The organism is Pseudomonas sp. S5F11, assembly GCF_019641515.1.
Taxonomy (GTDB): Bacteria; Pseudomonadota; Gammaproteobacteria; order Pseudomonadales; family Pseudomonadaceae; genus Aquipseudomonas; species Aquipseudomonas rhodesiae.
Genome location: NZ_JAIFJZ010000001.1, coordinates 3,668,508 through 3,689,513, shown reverse-complemented (window position 1 = coordinate 3,689,513; position 21,006 = coordinate 3,668,508). Strand labels below are relative to the sequence as shown.

The 21,006-nt window shown below is 61.4% G+C and carries 18 protein-coding genes; 5 read left to right on the top strand and 13 right to left on the bottom strand.

Annotation, left to right across the window (positions count from 1 at the left end; genetic code table 11):
* Positions 1 to 220: 220 nt before the first annotated feature.
* Positions 221 to 1,561 (top strand): hemolysin family protein, encoded by a 1,341-nt coding sequence (locus tag K1567_RS16550; RefSeq protein WP_034101519.1) that lies wholly within the window; start codon positions 221 to 223, stop codon positions 1,559 to 1,561.
* A 3-nt stretch (positions 1,562 to 1,564) separates the two neighbouring features.
* Here the strand turns inward: K1567_RS16550 and K1567_RS16545 are convergent, their stop codons facing one another.
* From K1567_RS16545 to K1567_RS16510, 8 genes are all read right to left on the bottom strand, one after another.
* On the bottom strand, positions 1,565 to 2,236 hold the full coding sequence (locus K1567_RS16545) for a peptidoglycan DD-metalloendopeptidase family protein (protein WP_099312933.1): 672 nt from the start codon (positions 2,234 to 2,236) through the stop codon (positions 1,565 to 1,567).
* A gap of 96 nt (positions 2,237 to 2,332) precedes the next feature.
* The gene (locus tag K1567_RS16540; protein ID WP_047882276.1) at positions 2,333 to 3,241 is read right to left on the bottom strand and encodes a response regulator; all 909 of its coding nucleotides are present in this window, start codon (positions 3,239 to 3,241) and stop codon (positions 2,333 to 2,335) included.
* 168 nt (positions 3,242 to 3,409) lie between these two features.
* Positions 3,410 to 4,171: a phosphate signaling complex protein PhoU gene (gene phoU, locus K1567_RS16535; RefSeq protein WP_034115469.1), complete on the bottom strand. Its 762-nt coding sequence runs from the start codon at positions 4,169 to 4,171 to the stop codon at positions 3,410 to 3,412.
* Positions 4,172 to 4,286: 115 nt separating this feature from the next.
* Positions 4,287 to 5,120 carry a phosphate ABC transporter ATP-binding protein PstB gene (gene pstB, locus K1567_RS16530; RefSeq protein WP_016971675.1) on the bottom strand — a complete coding sequence of 278 codons (834 nt, stop codon included), beginning with the start codon at positions 5,118 to 5,120 and terminating at the stop codon, positions 4,287 to 4,289.
* 93 nt (positions 5,121 to 5,213) lie between these two features.
* The gene (pstA, locus tag K1567_RS16525) at positions 5,214 to 6,884 is read right to left on the bottom strand and encodes a phosphate ABC transporter permease PstA (RefSeq protein WP_034101523.1); all 1,671 of its coding nucleotides are present in this window, start codon (positions 6,882 to 6,884) and stop codon (positions 5,214 to 5,216) included.
* A gap of 15 nt (positions 6,885 to 6,899) precedes the next feature.
* Positions 6,900 to 8,933 (bottom strand): ABC transporter permease subunit, encoded by a 2,034-nt coding sequence (locus K1567_RS16520; RefSeq protein WP_169867694.1) that lies wholly within the window; start codon positions 8,931 to 8,933, stop codon positions 6,900 to 6,902.
* Positions 8,934 to 9,362: 429 nt separating this feature from the next.
* Entirely contained in the window at positions 9,363 to 10,352 is a 990-nt protein-coding gene (locus tag K1567_RS16515) for a phosphate ABC transporter substrate-binding protein PstS (protein ID WP_034101525.1), read from the bottom strand.
* 271 nt (positions 10,353 to 10,623) lie between these two features.
* The gene (locus K1567_RS16510) at positions 10,624 to 11,913 is read right to left on the bottom strand and encodes an MFS transporter (protein ID WP_220698657.1); all 1,290 of its coding nucleotides are present in this window, start codon (positions 11,911 to 11,913) and stop codon (positions 10,624 to 10,626) included.
* A gap of 399 nt (positions 11,914 to 12,312) precedes the next feature.
* On the opposite strand from K1567_RS16510, the gene K1567_RS16505 reads away from it, so the two are divergent.
* Positions 12,313 to 12,717: an acyl-CoA thioesterase gene (locus K1567_RS16505; RefSeq protein ID WP_003176975.1), complete on the top strand. Its 405-nt coding sequence runs from the start codon at positions 12,313 to 12,315 to the stop codon at positions 12,715 to 12,717.
* A gap of 57 nt (positions 12,718 to 12,774) precedes the next feature.
* Positions 12,775 to 13,674 (top strand): D-hexose-6-phosphate mutarotase, encoded by a 900-nt coding sequence (locus K1567_RS16500; RefSeq protein ID WP_220698656.1) that lies wholly within the window; start codon positions 12,775 to 12,777, stop codon positions 13,672 to 13,674.
* Between the two features lie 57 nt (positions 13,675 to 13,731).
* Here the strand turns inward: K1567_RS16500 and K1567_RS16495 are convergent, their stop codons facing one another.
* The 5 genes from K1567_RS16495 to K1567_RS16475 all read right to left on the bottom strand — a co-directional run bounded on the left by K1567_RS16495 (position 13,732) and on the right by K1567_RS16475 (position 17,525).
* Positions 13,732 to 14,268, bottom strand: a complete 537-nt coding sequence (locus K1567_RS16495) for a DUF3299 domain-containing protein (RefSeq protein ID WP_034101528.1) — start codon at positions 14,266 to 14,268, stop codon at positions 13,732 to 13,734.
* Positions 14,269 to 14,345: 77 nt separating this feature from the next.
* Complete coding sequence (locus K1567_RS16490) at positions 14,346 to 14,591, bottom strand: GlsB/YeaQ/YmgE family stress response membrane protein (protein WP_005792540.1); 246 nt, start codon at positions 14,589 to 14,591, stop codon at positions 14,346 to 14,348.
* Positions 14,592 to 14,697: 106 nt separating this feature from the next.
* On the bottom strand, positions 14,698 to 15,783 hold the full coding sequence (locus tag K1567_RS16485) for a 5-(carboxyamino)imidazole ribonucleotide synthase (RefSeq protein WP_034101529.1): 1,086 nt from the start codon (positions 15,781 to 15,783) through the stop codon (positions 14,698 to 14,700).
* An 11-nt stretch (positions 15,784 to 15,794) separates the two neighbouring features.
* Complete coding sequence (gene purE, locus K1567_RS16480; RefSeq protein WP_003195648.1) at positions 15,795 to 16,286, bottom strand: 5-(carboxyamino)imidazole ribonucleotide mutase; 492 nt, start codon at positions 16,284 to 16,286, stop codon at positions 15,795 to 15,797.
* A 330-nt stretch (positions 16,287 to 16,616) separates the two neighbouring features.
* Positions 16,617 to 17,525 carry a LysR substrate-binding domain-containing protein gene (locus tag K1567_RS16475; protein ID WP_010566930.1) on the bottom strand — a complete coding sequence of 303 codons (909 nt, stop codon included), beginning with the start codon at positions 17,523 to 17,525 and terminating at the stop codon, positions 16,617 to 16,619.
* Between the two features lie 182 nt (positions 17,526 to 17,707).
* Here K1567_RS16475 and aspA point away from each other — a divergent pair, with 182 nt between their 5' ends.
* A complete protein-coding gene (gene aspA, locus K1567_RS16470) occupies positions 17,708 to 19,132 on the top strand; it encodes an aspartate ammonia-lyase (protein WP_034101530.1) in 1,425 nt (474 codons plus the stop codon).
* A gap of 391 nt (positions 19,133 to 19,523) precedes the next feature.
* Positions 19,524 to 20,975: a sodium:alanine symporter family protein gene (locus K1567_RS16465; protein ID WP_034101531.1), complete on the top strand. Its 1,452-nt coding sequence runs from the start codon at positions 19,524 to 19,526 to the stop codon at positions 20,973 to 20,975.
* The last annotated feature ends 31 nt before the right edge of the window (positions 20,976 to 21,006 follow it).

The window sequence follows — 21,006 nt, the reverse complement described above, 5'->3', positions numbered from 1 at the left end:
CGGGAAGACAGTCAACTTATCCATAACTGATCCACCGCCATCGGGGGCAAGCCCCCTCACACAATGGATCTTCAGTGCCTTGGGAAGTAGATTCCACGCCCCGCCCGGCACCGAGCACTAGGCAAGCGCCCCGTCAGCCGCTACATTGGCCGACTTGCGCCTGCCTTTCAGGCCCGCCTGACACCCCTTACTGAACACACGGAACCTGCACAACTCCATCATGGACCCTTCCCCTGGTATCACCCTCGCGACACTCTTCGCCGATTTCGGCATGATCCTCTTTGCACTGATCCTGGTACTGCTCAACGGTTTCTTCGTTGCGGCCGAGTTCGCCATGGTCAAACTGCGAGCCACCCGGGTCGAGGCCATCGCCCACACGAACGGCTGGCGCGGGCAGATCCTGCGCACCGTACACAGCCAGCTCGACGCGTACCTGTCGGCCTGCCAGCTGGGTATCACCCTCGCCTCCCTGGGCCTGGGCTGGGTCGGTGAGCCGGCGTTTGCGCACATCCTGGAGCCGTTGCTGGGCGCGGTGGGCGTTGAGTCGCCGGAAGTGATCAAGGGCGTGTCGTTCTTTGCGGCATTTTTCGTGATTTCCTACCTGCACATCGTGGTCGGCGAGCTGGCGCCCAAGTCTTGGGCCATTCGCAAGCCCGAGTTGCTGTCGCTGTGGACGGCCGTGCCGCTGTATCTGTTTTACTGGGCCATGTACCCGGCTATCTATCTGCTCAACGCCAGCGCCAACGCGATCCTGCGTATCGCCGGCCAAGGCGAGCCTGGCCCGCACCACGAACACCATTACAGCCGCGAAGAACTCAAGCTGATCCTGCATTCCAGCCGTGGCCAGGACCCGAGCGACCAAGGCATGCGAGTGCTGGCCTCGGCCGTGGAAATGGGCGAGTTGGAAGTGGTGGACTGGGCCAATTCCCGCGAAGACCTGGTGACTCTGGACTTCAACGCGCCGCTCAAGGAAATCCTCGCGCAGTTCCGCCGCCACAAATTCAGCCGCTACCCGGTGTATGACGCCGAGCGCAATGAGTTCGTCGGCCTGCTGCATATCAAGGATCTGCTGCTGGAGCTGGCGGCGCTGGACCATATCCCCGAATCGTTCAACCTGGCCGAGCTGACCCGCCCGCTGGAGCGCGTATCCCGGCACATGCCGCTGTCTCAGTTGCTGGAGCAGTTCCGCAAAGGCGGCGCACACTTTGCGCTGGTGGAAGAAGCCGACGGCAAGGTCATTGGCTACCTGACCATGGAAGACGTGCTGGAAGTGCTGGTCGGCGATATCCAGGACGAACACCGCAAGGCCGAACGCGGCATCCTCGCGTATCAGCCGGGCAAGCTGCTGGTACGCGGCGATACCCCGCTGTTCAAGGTGGAACGCCTGCTGGGCGTGGACCTGGACCACATCGAAGCCGAGACCCTGGCCGGGCTGATCTACGACACGCTCAAGCGCGTGCCGGAGGAAGAGGAAGTGCTGGAGGTCGAAGGGCTGCGGATCATCATCAAGAAGATGAAAGGTCCGAAGATCGTACTGGCCAAGGTGCTGCTGCTGGATTGACCGTCAGTTGCCCAACGCAAAGTTGGGCAACGCGCCCACCGGCTGGTTGAACTCATACGGGATCGACACCAGCCCCGCTTCGGTGGCGCGTTGAACCACAAAATGCAGATGAGGCCCGCTGCTGTTGCCGGTATTGCCGGACAACCCCAGCGGGCTGCCAACCACCACACGCTGACCCACCTTCACACTGACCGAACCCTGCCGTAGATGCAGATAGACACCCTGGGTGCCGTCGTCGTGCTGGACGCGCACGAAATTGCCCGACGCATCACCGCCCCGCCCCGCCTGCTGATTTTCGGTCTTCACCACCACACCGCCCCGCGCGGCAATGATCGGCGTGCCCTCGGGCATGGCGATGTCCATGGCGTAGCGGCTCTTGGGATCGGTATGGCTGAAGCTGCCGTTAGGTCCCTGGGTCAAACGGAACGGCCCGCCACGCCACGGCAACGGGTAGCGATAAGCATGCGGGGTGTCACGAGGTATGGGCTCCTGCGGTAGCGGCCTGTGTACGCGCTCAACGCTGCGCTGCTGAATCACGAACGCCTGGGCGCCGGGGGTATGCCAGTCGCTGTAAATCACCACGCCATTGGCATCGATGGACTTATACAGCGTCATGGCCAGGGTCGACGGCGCGGCCGTTACCAGCGCGCCGCACAACAGCAGGCGAATGAACATGGCGTGCACCTGTCGGGATGACTGAACGGCAGGCTAACAAGGGTTCATGACAATCTTGTAGCCCGCTTACGACAGGTATTGCGCTGGTCCTACGGGTTACGCACCCGGCACAAAGTGCTTCTGCGCCGTGCCCCGTGCGATCAGGCGCGAGATGTAGTCCATCTTCTGCGCGTCCTGATCGATGAAGCGGAAAGTCAGTTGCAGCCAGTCGCTGTCCGGCCTCGGCTCAAAGGCGACGACGGCGTGCAGGTAGCCGTTAAGGCGCGCCACTTCCGCGTTGTCGCCTTGCTCCAGGTCCAGCACCGCGCTTTCCAGCACTTGCGGCAGGACTTCACCACGGCGCACCACCAACAGCGCTTCCTTGATGCTCAGCGCCTTGATGACGCATTGCTGGGTGCCGCTGGACAGCCGCAGCTGGCCCTGGCCACGGCCCGCTTGGGCAGATGCAGATGCAGCCGGGGCTTTTACCGGCTGCGTATTGAGCAGGCCGCGATTGGGCGTCGCAGCGGCCGCGGGGGCAGCCTTGATGGCTTCGGGCTTGCCGCCGGTCAGGGCGCTGAGGGAGTCGTTACCGAAAGCCGAATTCATCTTGGTTGGCGCACTGGCGACCAACGCATCGAGGCGACCGACTTTGTGCAGGGCCTGCTTGACCTTGTTCAGCAACTGCTCGTTGGTGAACGGTTTGCTGACGTACCCGGACACACCGGCCTGGATCGCCTGGACCACGTTTTCCTTATCGCCACGGCTGGTCACCATCACGAACGGCATGGCTTTGAGATGGGTCTGTTCGCGGCACCAGGTCAGCAGCTCCAAGCCGGACATTTCCGGCATTTCCCAGTCGCACAGCACCAGGTCGAAGGTCTCGCGCATCAGAATGGCCTGGGCCTTTTTGCCGTTCACCGCATCTTCAATCTTGATCCCAGGGAAGTAGTTGCGCAGGCACTTCTTCACCAGGTCGCGAATAAACGAGGCGTCATCCACCACCAATACACTGACTTTACTCATCGACCCTTTATCCTATAAAAACCGCGGCACGCAGAACGCCTAACTGATGGCATTTTGCCAAAACTCTGTAGTCACGTCGGGACTTTCTTTCACCCGCCGCGCAAATAATTCAGCTGCCACAAACAAAAACGCCCGACCAAAGGCCGGGCGTTAATTTCTCGGGCAACCTTACTTATCGTCAGTTTCGCCCGGAACATTAGGTATTTGATCGGTTGAGCCTTCAACTTCGGCTTTCATGCGTTTGAGCCCCATGTGCCGCACGTCGGTACCGCGCACCAGGTAAATCACCAGCTCCGAGATGTTGCGCGCGTGGTCGCCGATGCGCTCCAGCGAACGCAGCACCCAGATAATGCTCAAGACCCTCGAGATAGAGCGCGGGTCTTCCATCATGTAGGTGGCCAGCTCACGCAGCGCGGTTTTGTACTCGCGGTCGATGACTTTGTCGTACTGGGCCACGGACAGCGCCAGCTCGGCGTCGAAACGGGCAAAGGCGTCGAGGGCATCACGCACCATGTTGCGCACCTGGTCGCCAATGTGGCGAACTTCCACGTAACCGCGCGGCGCTTCGCCTTCTTCGCAGAGTTGGATGGCACGGCGCGCGATCTTGGTGGCTTCGTCGCCGATCCGCTCAAGATCGATCACGGATTTGGAAATGCTGATGATCAATCGCAGGTCGGATGCCGCCGGCTGTCGACGGGCCAGAATGCGCAGGCATTCTTCGTCGATGTTGCGCTCCATCTGGTTGATCTGGTCGTCGATTTCACGCACTTGCTGGGCCAGGCCCGAGTCGGCCTCGATCAGGGCGGTGACGGCGTCGTTGACTTGCTTCTCCACCAGCCCGCCCATCGCCAGGAGGTGGCTGCGCACTTCCTCAAGCTCGGCGTTGAACTGCGCGGAGATGTGATGGGTAAGGCCTTCTTTGCTAATCATGCGTTTGCTCCGCAAAAGCTGTAAGCCGCAAGCTACAAGCCGCAAGCTGATGTGTGTCGTTCCGTTGAACTGCTTTTACTTGCCGCTTGAAACTGGCGGCTTGCAGCTTCCCCAACTAGCCATAGCGACCGGTGATGTAGTCTTCGGTCTGTTTCTTTGCCGGATTGGTGAACAGGGTATCGGTGTCGCCGAACTCCACCAGCTTGCCCATGTACATGAACGCGGTGTAATCGGAAACCCGCGCCGCCTGCTGCATGTTGTGGGTCACGATGACGATGGTGAACTTGGATTTAAGCTCGTAGATCAGTTCTTCCACTTTCAGCGTCGAGATCGGGTCCAGAGCCGAGCAGGGTTCGTCGAGCAACAACACTTCCGGCTCCACGGCGATGGTCCGCGCGATCACCAGACGTTGTTGCTGGCCGCCGGACAAACCGAGCGCCGAATCGTGCAGGCGGTCCTTGACCTCATCCCACAGCGCCGCGCCCTTGAGTGCCCACTCGACCGCTTCGTCGAGGATGCGCTTCTTGTTGATGCCCTGGATGCGCAGGCCGTAGACCACGTTTTCGTAGATGGTCTTGGGGAACGGGTTGGGCTTCTGGAATACCATGCCCACCCGGCGACGCAGCTCGGCCACGTCCTCGCCCTTGCGGTAGATGTTGCTGCCATAGAGGTTAATGGCACCTTCCACGCGGCAGCCGTCCACCAGGTCGTTCATGCGGTTGAAGGTGCGCAGCAGCGTGGACTTGCCGCAGCCCGACGGGCCGATGAAGGCGGTCACGCGCTGCTTGGGAATGTTCATGCTGACGTCGAACAGCGCCTGCTTTTCACCGTAGTACAGGCTCAGGCCCGGCACTTCGATGGCCACGGTTTCTTGAGCCAGGCTCAGGCTCTGCTTGTCGCGACCCAAGGCAGACATGTTGATGCCGTGGGAATGGGTTTCATGTTGCATGGTCTCACTCCGTTCGAAGCTGCAAGCTTTTAGCTGCAAGCTGCAAGATTTGAGCAAAAGCGGCTTGTAGCTTGCCGCTTGTGGCTAATAGATTCAGCTGTCCAACGCCTTGTACTTCTCGCGCAGGTGGTTACGAATCCACACCGCCGACAGGTTGAGCGTGGCGATCACCAGCACCAGCAGCAGCGCGGTGGCGTACACCAGCGGTCGCGCGGCTTCGACGTTGGGGCTCTGGAAGCCGACGTCATAAATATGGAAGCCCAGGTGCATGATCTTTTGATCCAGGTGCAAGTACGGGTAGTTGCCGTCCAGCGGCAGCGACGGCGCCAGTTTCACCACACCGACCAGCATCAGCGGTGCCACTTCACCGGCGGCACGGGCCACGGCGAGGATCATGCCGGTCATCATGGCCGGGCTGGCCATCGGCAGTACGATTTTCCACAGCGTTTCCGCCTTCGTCGCGCCCAGGGCCAGGGACCCTTCGCGCACTGTCCGCGGGATCCGCGCCAGGCCTTCCTCGGTGGCTACGATCACCACCGGCACCGCCAGCAGCGCCAGGGTCAGCGAGGCCCACAACAGGCCCGGGGTGCCGAAGGTCGGCGCCGGCAGGGCTTCGGCGAAGAACAGCCGGTCAACCGAACCCCCCAATACATACACGAAGAAGCCCAGGCCGAACACGCCGTAGACGATGGCCGGTACACCGGCCAGGTTGTTCACGGCGATCCGGATAATGCGGGTCAGGGTGTTCTGCTTGGCGTACTCGCGCAGATACACCGCTGCCAGCACACCGAACGGGGTCACGATCATCGCCATGATCAGCGTCATCATCACGGTGCCGAAGATAGCCGGGAAGATCCCGCCTTCGGTGTTGGCTTCCCGTGGGTCATCGCTGAGGAATTCCCAGACCTTGCTGAAGTAGAAGCCGATCTTGGTCATGGTGCCCATGGCGTTCGGCTGGTAAGCGTGCACCACTTTGCCGATGCCGATTTCCACTTCCTTGCCGTTGGCGTCACGGGCCGTCAGCGCATCGCGGTTGAACTGGGCGTGCAGGTCGGCCAGGCGTGCTTCGATGTCTTGGTAGCGCGCATTCAGCTCGGCGCGGTCGGCGTCCATGTCGGCCTGGGCGGCGGCGTCGAGCTTGCCTTCCAGTTCCAGTTTACGGCCGTGCAGGCGGATACGTTCCAGGCCGGCGTTGATTGCGCCGATGTCGGTTTTTTCCAGGCTCTTGAGCTGAGCGGCCAGCTTGTTGACGCGGTCGACCCGGGCCTGCAGCTCCGGCCACGCGGCCTCGCCTTCTGCGATGACCTTGCCGTCCTGCTTGACGTTGACCAGGGTGCCGTAGAAGTTGCCCCACTCACGACGCTCAATCGCCATCAGCTCTTTAGGCTTGGTCTGGTCCTTCAACCACTCGCCGACGATCCAGGTGAAGTCGTTGCCGTTCAGGTCGCGGTTACCGACCTTGATCAGCTCGCGGGTCATGAACTCCGGGCCTTCGTCGGGCACCGGCAGACCGGCGCTTTTAAGGCGCTCGCGCGGCACTTCTTCTTTCTGCACCACTTCGCCTATGACGATGTGGTTGGCCTGGCCAGGCACGCTGTAGTTGGCCTGGATCAGGTCGGCCGGCCAGAAGTGGCCCAGGCCCCGCACCGCGATCACGGCCAACAGGCCAATGGTCATGATGACCGCGATGGACACCGCGCCACCGCTGATCCAGACGCCAGGGGCGCCGCTCTTGAACCATCCATTCAGGGAGTTCTGTTTCACAGACTTCTACCTTTCTTAAAGCGACGAGTATTTCTTGCGCAGACGCTGACGAATCAGCTCCGCGAGGGTGTTCATGATGAAGGTGAACAGCAGCAGTACCAGCGCCGAGAGGAACAGCACACGGTAGTGACTGCCGCCCACTTCCGACTCGGGCATTTCCACCGCGACGTTGGCCGCCAGGGTGCGCAGGCCTTCGAACAGGTTCATCTCCATCACCGGGGTGTTGCCGGTGGCCATCAGCACGATCATGGTCTCGCCGACGGCGCGGCCCATGCCGATCATCAGCGCCGAGAAGATGCCCGGGCTAGCGGTGAGGATCACCACGCGAGTCATGGTCTGCCACGGCGTGGCGCCCAGGGCCAGGGAGCCCAGGGTCAGCCCGCGCGGCACGCTGAACACGGCGTCTTCGGCGATGGAGTAGATGTTCGGAATCACCGCAAAACCCATGGCCAAGCCCACCACCAGAGCGTTGCGCTGGTCGTAGGTGATGCCCAGGTCGTGGGAGATCCACATGCGCATGTCGCCGCCGAAGAACCAGGTTTCCAGGTACGGGCTCATGTACAGCGACAGCCAGCCCACGAACAGGATCACCGGGATCAGGATCGCGCTTTCCCAACCATCGGGTACACGCAGACGCAGGGATTCAGGCAGGCGACTGAAGATAAAACCAGCCACCAGGATGCCAATCGGCAACAACATCAGCAGGCTGAAAATCCCCGGTAGATGCCCTTCGACATACGGCGCCAGGAACAGACCGGCGAAGAAGCCCAGGATCACCGTCGGCATTGCTTCCATCAGCTCGATCACCGGCTTGACCTTGCGACGCAGGCTCGGCGCCATGAAGTAGGCGGTGTAGATCGCCGCCGCAACGGCCAGCGGCGCGGCCAGCAGCATGGCGTAGAACGCAGCCTTGAGCGTGCCGAAAGTCAGCGGCGCCAAGCTCATCTTGGGTTCGAAATCGGTGTTGGCGGCGGTCGATTGCCAGACGTACTTAGGCTCGTCGTAGTTCTCGTACCAGACCTTGCTCCACAACGCGCTCCAGGAGACTTCCGGGTGCGGGTTATCCAGCAGCAGCGGTTGCAGCTTGCCGCCGGCTTCCACGATCACGCGGTTGGCCCGTGGCGACATACCGAACAGGCCTTGGCCGTCGACTACCGGGTCCACCAGCAGGGTGCGGTGCGCGGTGCTGTGGAACACACCGAACTTGCCGGAAGCATCCAGGGCGGTGAAGCCCTTACGACGTTCTTCGGCGGTGATTTCCACAATCGGCGCGCTGCCCATCTGGAAGGTACGGATCTGCTTGAAGCGCTGCTCGCCGTCCGGGTCGCGGGCCATGAACCACTGGGCCAGGCCGCCCTTGGAGTTACCGAAGATCAGCGAAATGCCGCCCACCAACTGCGTGCTGGCGGTGATTTCGGCGTTGCCATCTTCCAACAATTTGTATCGACCGTTGAGGCTCTTGTCGCGCAGGCTGAACACGTCGGCCAGGGCGCGGCCGTTGATCACGTACAACCACTGCTGGCGTGGGTCGATAAAGATCGCCTTCACCGGCTCGGTCATTTGCGGCAGCTCGATACGCTTCTGCTCGCTGGTGACTTCACCGGTCATCATGTTTTCTTCGCGGCTCAGGGTCAGCACGTTCAAGTACGAACCGGACGAACCAGCGGCCACCAACGAGGAGTCGGTGGCGTTGAGCGCGACATGCTCCAGTGGGCGACCGGCCTCGTCCAGCACGATCGGAGTTTCACCGTAGGGGTATTCGATCGCGGGGGTGATGGTTTTCTTACCGTCCGGGTAGGACACCTTATAGGTGTGGCGGAACACCATGGCCTGGCCATTGGACAAACCGAGGATCACCAACGGGCTGCCCGGTTGATCCTTACCGATGGACGCCACGCTCACACCGGCCGGCAGCGGCAGGTCGATGCGCTTGAGTTCGGCACCGGTGTCCACTTCAAAGAACAACGCCTGGCCTTTGTCGGAAACCCGCATGGCGACTTGATTCTGTTCTTCCAGAGAGATCAGCAACGGCTTGCCAGCGTCTTGCATCCACGCGGGCGTGAGCGCGTCTTCCTTGGTCAGCGAAGCACCTTGGAACAACGGCGCTACCACGTAGGCCAGGAAGAAGAAGATCAGGGTAATGGCGGCCAGCACGGCAAGGCCGCCGACCAGCACATACCAGCGAGTGAAGCGATCTTTGAGCGCGCGGATGCGGCGCTTGCGTTGCAGCTCAGGCGTATTGAAATCAATGCGCTTGGGAGGAGAAGTCGTCGTCATGGTGGAATTGGCCAGATCATTCATGCGCACACCCTAGCGATCCTGTATGACAGAAAGATGACAATGCAGTGACGCAGGAAATCCGCCGCGTAGCAGTGCTGGCAGCGGACTAGAAATTAGGAGGCGAGGTCCAGCTCCTTCGGACCTGCCCGGGCCTTGAACCCAGCCAAGCGGCGGGTTCAAGGCGATTTGACCGGTGGCTTACTTGCCGCCTTCTTTCAGACCCAGATCAGCCAGTGCCTTGGCGGCAACTTTGGCTGGCAGTGGGATGTAACCGTCTTTGACCACCACTTCCTGGCCCTGCTTGGACAGCACCAGCTTCACGAACTCAGCTTCCAGCGGAGCCAGAGGCTTGTTCGGGGCCTTGTTGACGTACACGTAGAGGAAGCGCGACAGCGGGTATTTGCCGTTCAGGGCGTTTTCTTCGCTGTCTTCGATGAACTCAGTGCTGCCTTTTTTGGCCAACGGTACGGTTTTCACGCTGGCGGTCTTGTAGCCGATGCCCGAGTAACCGATGCCGTTCAGCGAGGAACTGATCGACTGGACAACCGACGCCGAGCCTGGTTGCTCGTTCACGTTAGGCTTGTAGTCGCCTTTGCACAGGGCTTCTTCTTTGAAGTAGCCGTAGGTACCGGATACCGAGTTACGACCGAACAGCTGCACCGGCTTGTTGGCCAGGTCGCCGGTCACACCCAGGTCGCCCCAGGTTTTCACGTCGGCTTTAGCACCGCACAGGCGAGTCGAGGAGAAGATCGCGTCGACTTGTTCCATGGTCAGGTGCTGGATCGGGTTGTCCTTGTGCACGAACACGGCCAGGGCATCCACGGCCACCGGGATAGCGGTTGGCTTGTAGCCGTACTTCTGCTCGAAGGCCGCCAGTTCGGTGTCCTTCATCTTGCGGCTCATCGGGCCCAGGTTGGAGGTGCCTTCAGTCAGCGCAGGTGGCGCAGTGGCGGAACCGGCAGCTTGAATCTGGATGTTGACGTTCGGGTATTCCTTTTTGTAACCCTCAGCCCACAGGGTCATCAGGTTGGCCAGGGTGTCAGAACCGACGCTGGACAAGTTGCCCGACACACCAGTGGTCTTCACATACGCCGGAATTGCCGGGTCAACACCAGCGGCCACCGCGTTGGCGGTCGCAACGCCAGCAGCGACAAACGTCATTGCCGCCATCAAACGTTTCAGTTTCATGCCTTGCTCCTAGCAGATAGGGATAGTTGGATCGGGGCCAAGTATCGGTAGGCCGTGTGAACACTCTATGTCTGGAATGTGACAATTAGATGAAAGGCCAGTATGAAACGAGGAGATCGAGCGCGGCGTGCAGGCCCCCTGAATACGGGGAATGTAAGGCGAGGGGTTAAGCAAGCGGACGGTTTTGAAATACCCTGTAATCGTTGTAACAATCAAACCCTGTGGCGAGCGTGCTCCCTCGCCACAGGTTATCGGTGCATATCAGCAGGGATCAGCGCCCACGCTTCCACAGATACCCACCCACCAAGATCCCCATCACACACAGCACGGCCACGTAGTACGCCGGGCCCATCGGGCTTTCCTTCATCAGCAGCGACACCACCAACGGCGTCAGCCCGCCGAACACTGCGTAGGCCACGTTGTAGGAGAACGACAGGCCGCTGAAGCGCACCACCGGTGGGAACGCTTTGACCATCACGTAAGGCACCACGCCGATGGTGCCGACGAACAGGCCGGTCAGGGCGTACAGCGGGAACAGCCAGTCGGGGTGGTCGAGAAGGCTGTGGTAGAGCGTCCAGGAGTTCGCCAGCAGCAACACGCAACCGGCGGTCAGCACGCGCCCGGCGCCGAAGCGGTCGGCCAGGGCGCCGGAGGCGATGCAGCCCAGGCTCAGGGTCACGATGGCCAGGCTGTTGGCTTGCAGCGCCACGGTGGGGCTGAAGTGATATATGGTCTGCAGCACGGTCGGCGTCATCAGGATGACCACCACCACGCCGGCCGACAGCAGCCAGGTCAGCAGCATCGACAGCACGATGGCGCCACGGTGATCGCGCAGCACCGCGCGCAACGGCAACTCGGCGGCCAGGGTCTTGCGTTGCTGCATCTCGGCAAAAATCGGCGTTTCATGCAACCAGCGACGCAGGTACACCGACAACAGGCCGAACACACCGCCGAGCAGGAACGGGATACGCCAGGCGTAATCCGACACCTGTTCCGGGCTATACAGAGTGTTGATGGCAGTGGCCACCAGCGACCCCAGCAGAATACCGGCGGTCAGGCCGCTGGTCAGGGTGCCGCAGGCATAGCCGATATGCCGTGGCGGCACGTGCTCGGACACAAATACCCATGCTCCCGGCACCTCCCCGCCGATTGCCGCGCCTTGGATGATGCGCATCAGCAGCAACAACAGCGGCGCCCACAAACCGATCTGCGCGTAGGTCGGCAGTAAGCCCATGATCAAGGTCGGCACGGCCATCATGAAGATGCTCAAGGTGAACATCTTCTTGCGCCCCAGCAGGTCGCCGAAGTGCGCCATGATGATGCCCCCCAGCGGACGCGCCAGGTAGCCGGCGGCGAAGATGCCGAAGGTTTGCATCATGCGCAACCATTCGGGCATGTCGACCGGGAAGAAGAGTTTTCCGACCACGGTGGCGAAAAACACAAAAATGATGAAGTCGTAGAACTCCAGCGCCCCGCCCAAGGCGGACAGCGACAGGGTTTTGTAGTCGTTGCGGGTCAGCGGGCGCGAGGGTTGCGCACTGCTTGCGGGCACGGAGGACATGGCAAGGCTTCTCTTATTAGTCAGAACGGCAGAACCCAGGTGCTGGCTGCGCCAGGACGGGTTCGGCAAGATAGCAAATCGCCTGGAAAAGCACACCAGAAGCACAGTTGACGGAAAAAGCCGCATTACAGCCGCTAAATGCCGACCAAATGAGCGCCGGGAGGTCGTCGCGGCGCATGGGTGTCGATATACTCGGCCCTTGCACGCGCCAGACCCGCAGTCTTGAGGGCTGCTGTGCCAAAACGACGTTGGCGCCACCCAGCCGCTTTGGCAGAGTTTCCCTTTAGTACGCCTTACGAGAAACGCATCAGGCGGGGTATGGTGCTGAAACGTTTTTCCAGAAGACGGCTATCCACTTGAAACACCCATGAAGCGTCACGGGTCAGAGGCACCCTCGGCATGATCGAACTCGAACAAGAAGATCCTATCCCGCAAGGCGATCTCGCCCTGCAAATCACTGCGCTCCCGCGTGAAACCAACGGCTTTGGCGACATCTTCGGCGGCTGGCTAGTCGCACAGATGGACCTGGCCGGCACCGCCATGGCCAGCAAGGTCGCTGGCGGGCGTGTGGCCACGGTAGCCATCGATCGTATGGCGTTCCTGGTGCCGGTGGCGGTGGGCGCGCAATTGTCCTTTTACACCCAGGCCCTGGAAATCGGCCGCAGCTCGATACAGATGATGGTCGAAGTGTGGAGCGACGACCCTCTGTCCAGCGAATGGCGCAAGGTGACCGAGGCGGTCTTCGTGTTCGTCGCCATCGACGGCAGCGGCCGCACGCGTTCGGTACCGTCGCGCGCGCGTTAAACCTCATCGGGTTTTGACGGTCAATTGCCCCATTACCTGCCATTGAGAGTGCTTCGTATGCCTACGCCCCACGTTGAAACCGTGACGATCGACGAGCTGGACTGCTGGCGCATCCGCCATAACGGCGCCGAGCTGCAGGTGGCCCGGCAGGGTGCGCATATCTTCAGCTACCAGCGCGATGGTGAGCAGCCGTTGATCTGGCCGAACCCCGAAGCGGTATTCAAGCAGGGCAAAGGCATTCGTACCGGCGTGCCGGTGTGTTGGCCATGGTTTGGCGTTTTCGACCGTAACCCGGACAGCGTCAAAGCGATGCGCCAGAGTGACCAACCGGCCGGCGCTCACGGGTTTGCGCGCACCGCACGCTGGGAGTTGGCCGGAGCCGAGCTTGAAGGCGACGCCTTGCGCATCGACCTGGTGCTACCGGTACCTGCGGGCGGCTTCCCCGGCTGGCCCCATCAGGTCGATCTCACCCTGAGCCTGCTGCTGGACGAGCAACTGCACATCCGCCTGACCAGCCACAACCGTGGCACCGACACCGTGACTCTGAGCCAGGCGCTGCATACCTACTTCGCCGTCAGCGATGTGCGTCAGGTTCAGGTTGAAGGCCTGGACGGCACGACATACATCGACACCGCCGACGGCTGGACCAGTAAGACCCAGTCCGGCCCGCTGCGCTTCAATGCCGAGACCGACCGCATCTACCTCGACACGCCCGCGCAGGTGAGCATCGTCGACAAAGACTGGCAGCGCCGCATCCAACTCACGGCCCAGGGCTCTAAATCGACAGTGATCTGGAACCCCTGGACCGAGCGGGCCAAAGCCTTCGACGATATGGCCGATGACGGCTGGCAAAACATGCTGTGCATCGAGACGGCGAACGTGCGGGACGATGTGGTAACGCTGGCGCCGAACGAACGCCATACCCTGGGCGTAAGCATCACCGGCATCGCCCTGTAGATAAAGAACCCATTGTGGGAGGGGCAAACCCCCTCCCACATTGATTGGTGTTGAGGCTTAGAGATCGGATTCCTTGACTACTCGCACCTTGCCCGCATCCAGCGCATAGGCCGCGTCGGCCAAATCGTTATTCACCGTCTCCACCTTCAACGTGCCGGTCACCCACAGCGGCGTGTAGATGTCGTCCAGCTTCAACCCTTTGGGATAACGCACCAGCACCAGTTGGTTGGGCGGCGGTGGCGGTACGTGAATGCAGGCGCCTGGGTACGGCACCAGAAAGAACAGCGTGCTGCGGCCTTTGGCGTCGGTTTCCAGCGGAACCGGGTAACCGCCGATGCGGATATTCTTGCCGTTCATGGCGGCCACGGTCTTGGTGGAATACATCACCGCCGGCAAGCCTTTGCTCTGCTTCAAGCCGCCTTTGTCGGTAAAGGTGCCCTGGGCTTCGGGGGAGTTGTGATCGATCTCGGGCATGGCCTCAAGGGCCTTTTGGTCCGACAGCGGCATGAGGTCGAGCCAGTCGGTTTCCGGCAGTTCGCCGGCGTGTGCCAGGCCAGTGCCCAGCAGGAGAAAAATCAATAGAAAACGGCGCATGGAGAGGCTCGGCAAGTACAAGTGCCGAGCATTCTAGCCCTCTGCGCCTGCGCAGCGCAGAGGACTTTGTCGGCTGATTACTTCTTTTTGATCAGGCCGTAGATCACCAGCAAGACGATTGCGCCGACCAGCGCACCGATGAAGCCAGCACCTTGACCTGCCTGATAGATACCCAGCGCCTGGCCACCGTAAGTCGCGGCCAGGGAGCCGGCGATACCCAGCAGGATGGTCATGATCCAGCCCATGCTGTCGTCGCCTGGCTTGAGGAAACGCGCGAGCAGACCGACGATCAGGCCGATAAAAATGGTTCCGATGATACCCATGGCATTTCCCTCTGAATGAATGTGTGTCATGGCAAAGCCTAGCCAGGCTTTACCATCCTGCATTCAGAGAGACGGCGGGCCCCAATGGTTCCCGCCGTGCCGAGGCTTATTGCTCGGCGATCAGCGCTTCGACCTTGAGGATCTGCGCCTGCAGCGTCGCGCGGTCCTGGCAACGCAGGTTGGCGTGGCCGACCTTGCGCCCGGCCTTGAAGGCCTTGCCGTAGTGGTGCAGGTGGCAGTCGTCGATCGCAATCACGCGCTCTACCGGCGGGACCACGCCGATGAAATTGAGCATCGCGCTCTCGCCCACCTTGGCCGTGGAGCCCAGCGGCAAGCCCGCTACCGCCCGCAGGTGGTTCTCGAACTGGCTGCACTCGGCGCCTTCGGTGGTCCAGTGCCCGGAGTTGTGAACGCGTGGGGCGATCTCGTTGGCCTTGAGGCCACCGTCGACCTCAAAGAACTCGAACGCCATCACGCCGACGTAATCCAGTTGCTTGAGCACACGGCTGGAATAGTCTTCGGCCAGGGCCTGCAATGGGTGATCGGTGCTGGCTACCGACAGCTTGAGGATGCCGCTGTCGTGGGTGTTATGCACCAGTGGGTAAAAACGGGTTTCGCCATCGCGGGCGCGCACAGCGATCAGCGAGACCTCACCGGTGAAGGGCACAAAGCCTTCCAGCAGGCAGGCAACGCTGCCCAGTTCAGCGAAGGTGCCAACCACATCCGCTTCGGTGCGCAGCACTTTCTGGCCCTTGCCGTCGTAACCCAGGGTGCGGGTTTTCAGCACGGCCGGCAGGCCGATGCGGGCGACGGCGGCTTCCAGGTCCGCTTGGGACTGGATATCGGCGAAGTCCGGGGTCGGGATGCCCAGGTCCTTAAACATGCTTTTCTCGAACCAACGGTCGCGGGCGATGCGCAAGGCTTCGGCGCTCGGGTACACGGGCACGAATTGCGACAGGAAGGCCACGGTTTCAGCCGGGACGCTTTCGAACTCGAAGGTCACCAGGTCCACTTCGTCGGCCAGTTGGCGCAGGTGATCCGGGTCGCTGTAGTCAGCGCGCAGATGCTCACCCAAGGCCGCGGCGCAGGCGTCCGGCGCCGGGTCCAGGAAAGCGAAGTTCATCCCCAGCGGGGTGCCCGCCAGGGCGAGCATGCGGCCCAACTGGCCGCCACCGATTACACCGATCTTCATGGTCTACAACCTCAGGCGATGCGTGGGTCTGGATTGTCCAGCACGCTGTCTGTCTGTTCAGCACGGAATTTTTTCAGCACCGCGTGGAACTGCGGGTGCTTGGCGCCCAGGATGCTGGCAGACAGCAACGCGGCGTTGATCGCGCCGGCTTTGCCGATCGCCAGGGTCGCCACCGGGATGCCGGCCGGCATCTGCACAATGGACAACAGCGAATCCACGCCCGAGAGCATCGACGATTGCACCGGCACGCCGAGCACCGGCAGGTGGGTCTTGGCCGCACACATGCCGGGAAGGTGCGCTGCGCCGCCGGCGCCAGCGATGATCACCTCGATGCCTCGGGATTCTGCTTCATCGGCATACTGGAACAGCAGGTCCGGGGTGCGGTGGGCAGAGACCACCTTCACTTCGTACGGAATGCCGAGTTTTTCCAGCATATCGGCGGTGTGGCTAAGGGTGGACCAATCGGACTTGGAGCCCATGATCACGCCAACCAATGCACTCATCGTCGTGCCTCTTCTCTCTGGGCGCCCGCAGGCGCGTCAAAAAACAACAAGCCACGCGGGAAATCCGGCGTGGCTTGTTGTACGAATGGTGGCCGGTTGGACCGGCCGAAGGCCGCGCAGTATACCGTAATAATTCAGATAAACAGCCCCTGGAACGACCATCTGTCCAGTGGCGCAAACCGGCGATTTTATTGACTTTCAGGTCAGCGAAAACACTACAAACCCTGTGGGAGCCGGCTTGCCTGCGATGGCGGAAGGTCAGTGCCTGAAATGTCGGCTGATACACCACTATCGCAGGCAAGCCAGCTCCCACATTTGATCTGTGTTGGCTCAAGTATTCTGCGCGGCCCCACCTTCCAACTTACGCCACAACAACCGCACATTCGCCTTACGCACTAACGCACAGCGGTACAAACGAATTTCCAGCGGCACATGCCATTGCGGCCCGCCGCAGACCACCAACTCGCCGCGGGCCAGTTCGGCACGCACGCTCAGTTGCGGCACCCACGCAATACCCAAGCCTTCCAGCGCCATGCTTTTGAGGCTGTCGGCCATGGCGGTTTCGTACACAGTGGTAAAGCGCAAAGCGCGCTGGCGCAGCAGCAAATGCACCGAGCGGCCCAGGAAGGCACCGGCGCTGTAGGCCAGCAACGGCACGCTGCCCTCGCCTTCCAGATCGAACAGCGGCTTGCCATCCGCATCGGCGGCGCACACCGGCAGCATTTCGGTGTTGCCCAGGTGCAGGGACGGGAAGATCTCGGCGTCCATCTGCATCGCTGCGTCCGGGTCGTAGAACGCCAGCATCAAATCACAGCCACCTTCACGCAGGGCATGCACGGCATCGCCGACGTTGGTGGCCACCAGCCGCGTGGCGATGTTCAGGCCTTCGTTGCGCAGTTGCGCGATCCAGCGTGGGAAGAACCCCAGCGCCAGGGAGTGGGCGGCCGCCACCTGCATGACTTCGCCCTGCCCGCCTTCCAAGTGATGCAAATGGCGCAGCACTTCGCCGAGTTGCTCGACCACGGTGCGCGCGGTGACCAGGAACAACTGCCCCGCCGCCGTCAGTTCCACGGGGGTGCGCGAGCGGTTGACCAGGGTCAGGCCCAACGCGGCTTCCAGGCTGCGGATGCGTCGGCTGAACGCCGGCTGGGTGACGAAGCGCCGCTCCGCCGCCTGGGAAAAGCTGCGGGTCGCCGCCAGGGCACTGAAGTCTTCCAGCCATTTGCTCTCAAGGTTCATCACTTCCTCCCACGGATATGCACCATTTTGGCACACACGCCCGCCACGTTAGCCGGGTCACACGCTCATTATGCCGTTTGTGCATAGGATAGTGTTTAACAGCATTGGCCCTGAAACGTCCAGAAGCCTAGGATTCACAGCGTTCCGGCTTAGCCCGGGTCCATATCGAGATGATTTCCGTCATGTCCTCCGCTGCATCATTCCGCACAGAAAAAGACCTGCTTGGCGTACTCGAAGTACCCGCTCAAGCGTATTACGGCATCCAGACCCTGCGAGCGGTGAACAACTTCCGCCTCTCGGGCGTTCCGATTTCGCATTACCCGAAATTGGTGGTCGGCCTGGCAATGGTCAAGCAAGCCGCCGCTGATGCCAACCGCGAGTTGGGCCAGCTCAGCGAAGCCAAGCACGCTGCCATCAGCGAAGCCTGTGCCCGTCTGATCCGCGGCGATTTCCACGAAGAATTCGTGGTGGACATGATTCAAGGCGGCGCCGGCACTTCAACCAACATGAATGCCAACGAAGTCATCGCCAACATCGCGCTGGAGGCCATGGGCCACCAGAAGGGCGAATACCAGTACCTGCACCCCAACAACGACGTGAACATGGCGCAGTCGACCAACGACGCCTACCCGACCGCGATCCGCCTGGGTCTGCTGCTGGGCCATGACGCGCTGCTGGCCAGCCTCGACAGCCTGATTCAGGCGTTCGCCGCCAAGGGCGAAGAGTTCAGCCACGTACTGAAAATGGGCCGCACCCAACTGCAAGACGCCGTGCCGATGACCCTCGGCCAGGAATTCCGCGCCTTCGCCACCACCCTCGGTGAAGACCTGGCCCGCCTGAAAACCCTGGCGCCAGAGTTGCTGACCGAAGTGAACCTGGGCGGCACCGCCATCGGCACCGGCATCAACGCCGACCCGCGCTACCAGGCCCTGGCCGTACAGCGCCTGGCCGTCATCAGCGGCCAGCCCGTGGTTCCAGCGGCCGACCTGATCGAAGCCACTTCCGACATGGGCGCCTTCGTGCTGTTCTCCGGCATGCTCAAGCGTACCGCGGTGAAGCTGTCGAAGATCTGCAACGACCTGCGTCTGCTGTCCAGCGGCCCACGCACCGGCATCAACGAGATCAACCTGCCGGCACGCCAGCCAGGCAGCTCGATCATGCCCGGCAAGGTCAACCCGGTGATTCCGGAAGCGGTCAACCAGGTGGCGTTCCAAGTCATCGGCAACGACCTGGCCCTGACCATGGCGGCCGAAGGCGGCCAGCTGCAACTGAACGTGATGGAGCCGCTGATCGCTTTCAAGATCTTCGACTCGATCCGCCTGCTGCAACGCGCCATGGACATGCTGCGCGAGCACTGCATCGTCGGCATCACTGCTAACGAAGCACGCTGCCGCGAACTGGTGGAGCACTCCATCGGCCTGGTCACCGCGCTGAACCCGTACATCGGCTACGAAAACGCCACCCGCATTGCGCGTATCGCCCTGGAAAGCGGCCGCGGTGTGCTGGAACTGGTGCGCGAAGAAGGCTTGCTCGACGACGCCATGCTCGACGACATCCTGCGCCCCGAAAACATGATTGCCCCACGCTTGGTCCCGCTGAAGGCCTAAGCGTCAGATGCACCGCTCACCAGGTTGAGGGACTAGACACCTCTCACCTTTTGAGGGCCTGAAGGCTCGTTCTTCAGGCCCTTTTTTTTGCCTCAAGGTTGTGAAATGAAGCCCATAAAAAATCCAATATCGCCCTGCAAACTCACCTTGCCTGCAACAGCTTGGCTGAAACCTTTAATCAGGCCGAGCAGACGGATCACGTTCGCCTAGGTATAGTGCCGCCCCTCTTCGCATCTGCGGCTGTCGGTAACGACGCCCGGAAATCCGCGAAACCGCATGAATAACAACCCGCAAAAGGATTGGGGTCGAACCGTCGCGCACTGCCTGGTGCGATGCGACGTCTTTGAGCCGTCCTGCGTTTGCCATTAGAAAAATCAGCGAGGAACACTCCATGCTCGAAGTCATCAACGACTTCCTCTCAGGGAAAGTACTGATCGTGCTCATTGTCGGGCTCGGCGGTTATTTCACGATCCGCTCGCGTTTCGTACAACTGCGCCACTTTTTCCACATGTTTTCGGTGTTTCGCGACAGCCTCAAGAGCAGCGCCGGCCAGCTCAGCTCGTTCCAGGCGCTGATGCTCAGCCTCGCCGGGCGCGTGGGTGCCGGCAACATCGCCGGTGTCGGCATTGCCGTTACCCTCGGCGGCCCGGGTGCCGTGTTTTGGATGTGGGTCACCGCATTGGTGGGCATGTCTTCGAGCTTTATCGAGTGCTCCCTCGGCCAGTTGTACAAGCGTACCGACGCGGAAGGCACCTTCCGTGGCGGCCCGGCTTATTACATCCAGCACGGTCTGCACAAACGCTGGCTGGGCATGGTCATGGCGTTCCTGTTGTTGGTGACCTTCGGTTTTGCCTTCAACGGCCTGCAAGCCCATGCCGTGACCCACTCGCTGAACAACGCCTTCGGCCTGGACACCACCTACACCGGCCTGGCGCTGGCGGTATTGCTGGGCCTGGTGTTTATCGGCGGGATCAAGCGCATCGCGTCGATCGCCGACCTGCTGGTGCCGGTCAAGACCCTGGTCTACATCGCCGTGACTCTGTACGTGATCGTGCTGCAATTCGATCACGTACCGGCCATGCTCGCGACCATCGTCAAGAGCGCCTTCGGCCTCGACCAAGCCTTCGGCGGCCTGGTGGGCAGCGCGATCATCATGGGTGTGAAACGCGGCGTGTTCGCCAACGAAGCCGGTTTGGGCAGTGCGCCTAACGTGGCGGCAGTTGCCTCGGTCGAGCACCCGATCGCCCAAGGCGTGGTTCAGGCGTTCAGCGTGTTCCTCGACACTTTCGTGATCTGCACCTGCACCGCGCTGCTGATCCTGCTCTCCGGTTTCTACACCCCAGGCTTTGAAGGCGACGGCATTGCCCTGACCCAGAACTCCCTGGCGGCAGTGGTCGGCGATTGGGGCCGCATGTTCATCTCGGTGGCCCTGGCGTTGTTCGTGTTCACCTCGATCATGTACAACTACTACCTCGGCGAGAGCAACCTGCGCTTCCTGGTGGGCAACAACCGCAAAGTGCTGATGGGCTACCGCACTTTGGTACTGGTGCTGATTTTCTGGGGTTCGATCGAGAACCTGAGCACCGTGTTCGCCTTCGCTGACATCACCATGACCATGCTGGCGTTCGTCAACCTGTTCGCCCTGGCGTTCCTGTTCAAGATCGCCATGCGCATCCTCAAGGACTACGACGACCAGCGCGCAGCGGGCATCAAGACCCCGGTGTTCGACTCCAGCCAGTTCCCGGACCTGGACCTGGACCGCAAGGCCTGGCCGGCCAACCCGGTCAAGTCCGAGCCAGCCGCTCAAGCGAGCGCTGAACTGAACGCTCAAACGCAACGTTGAGCGTAGGTAGATGACACGCCGCCCGGCCTTG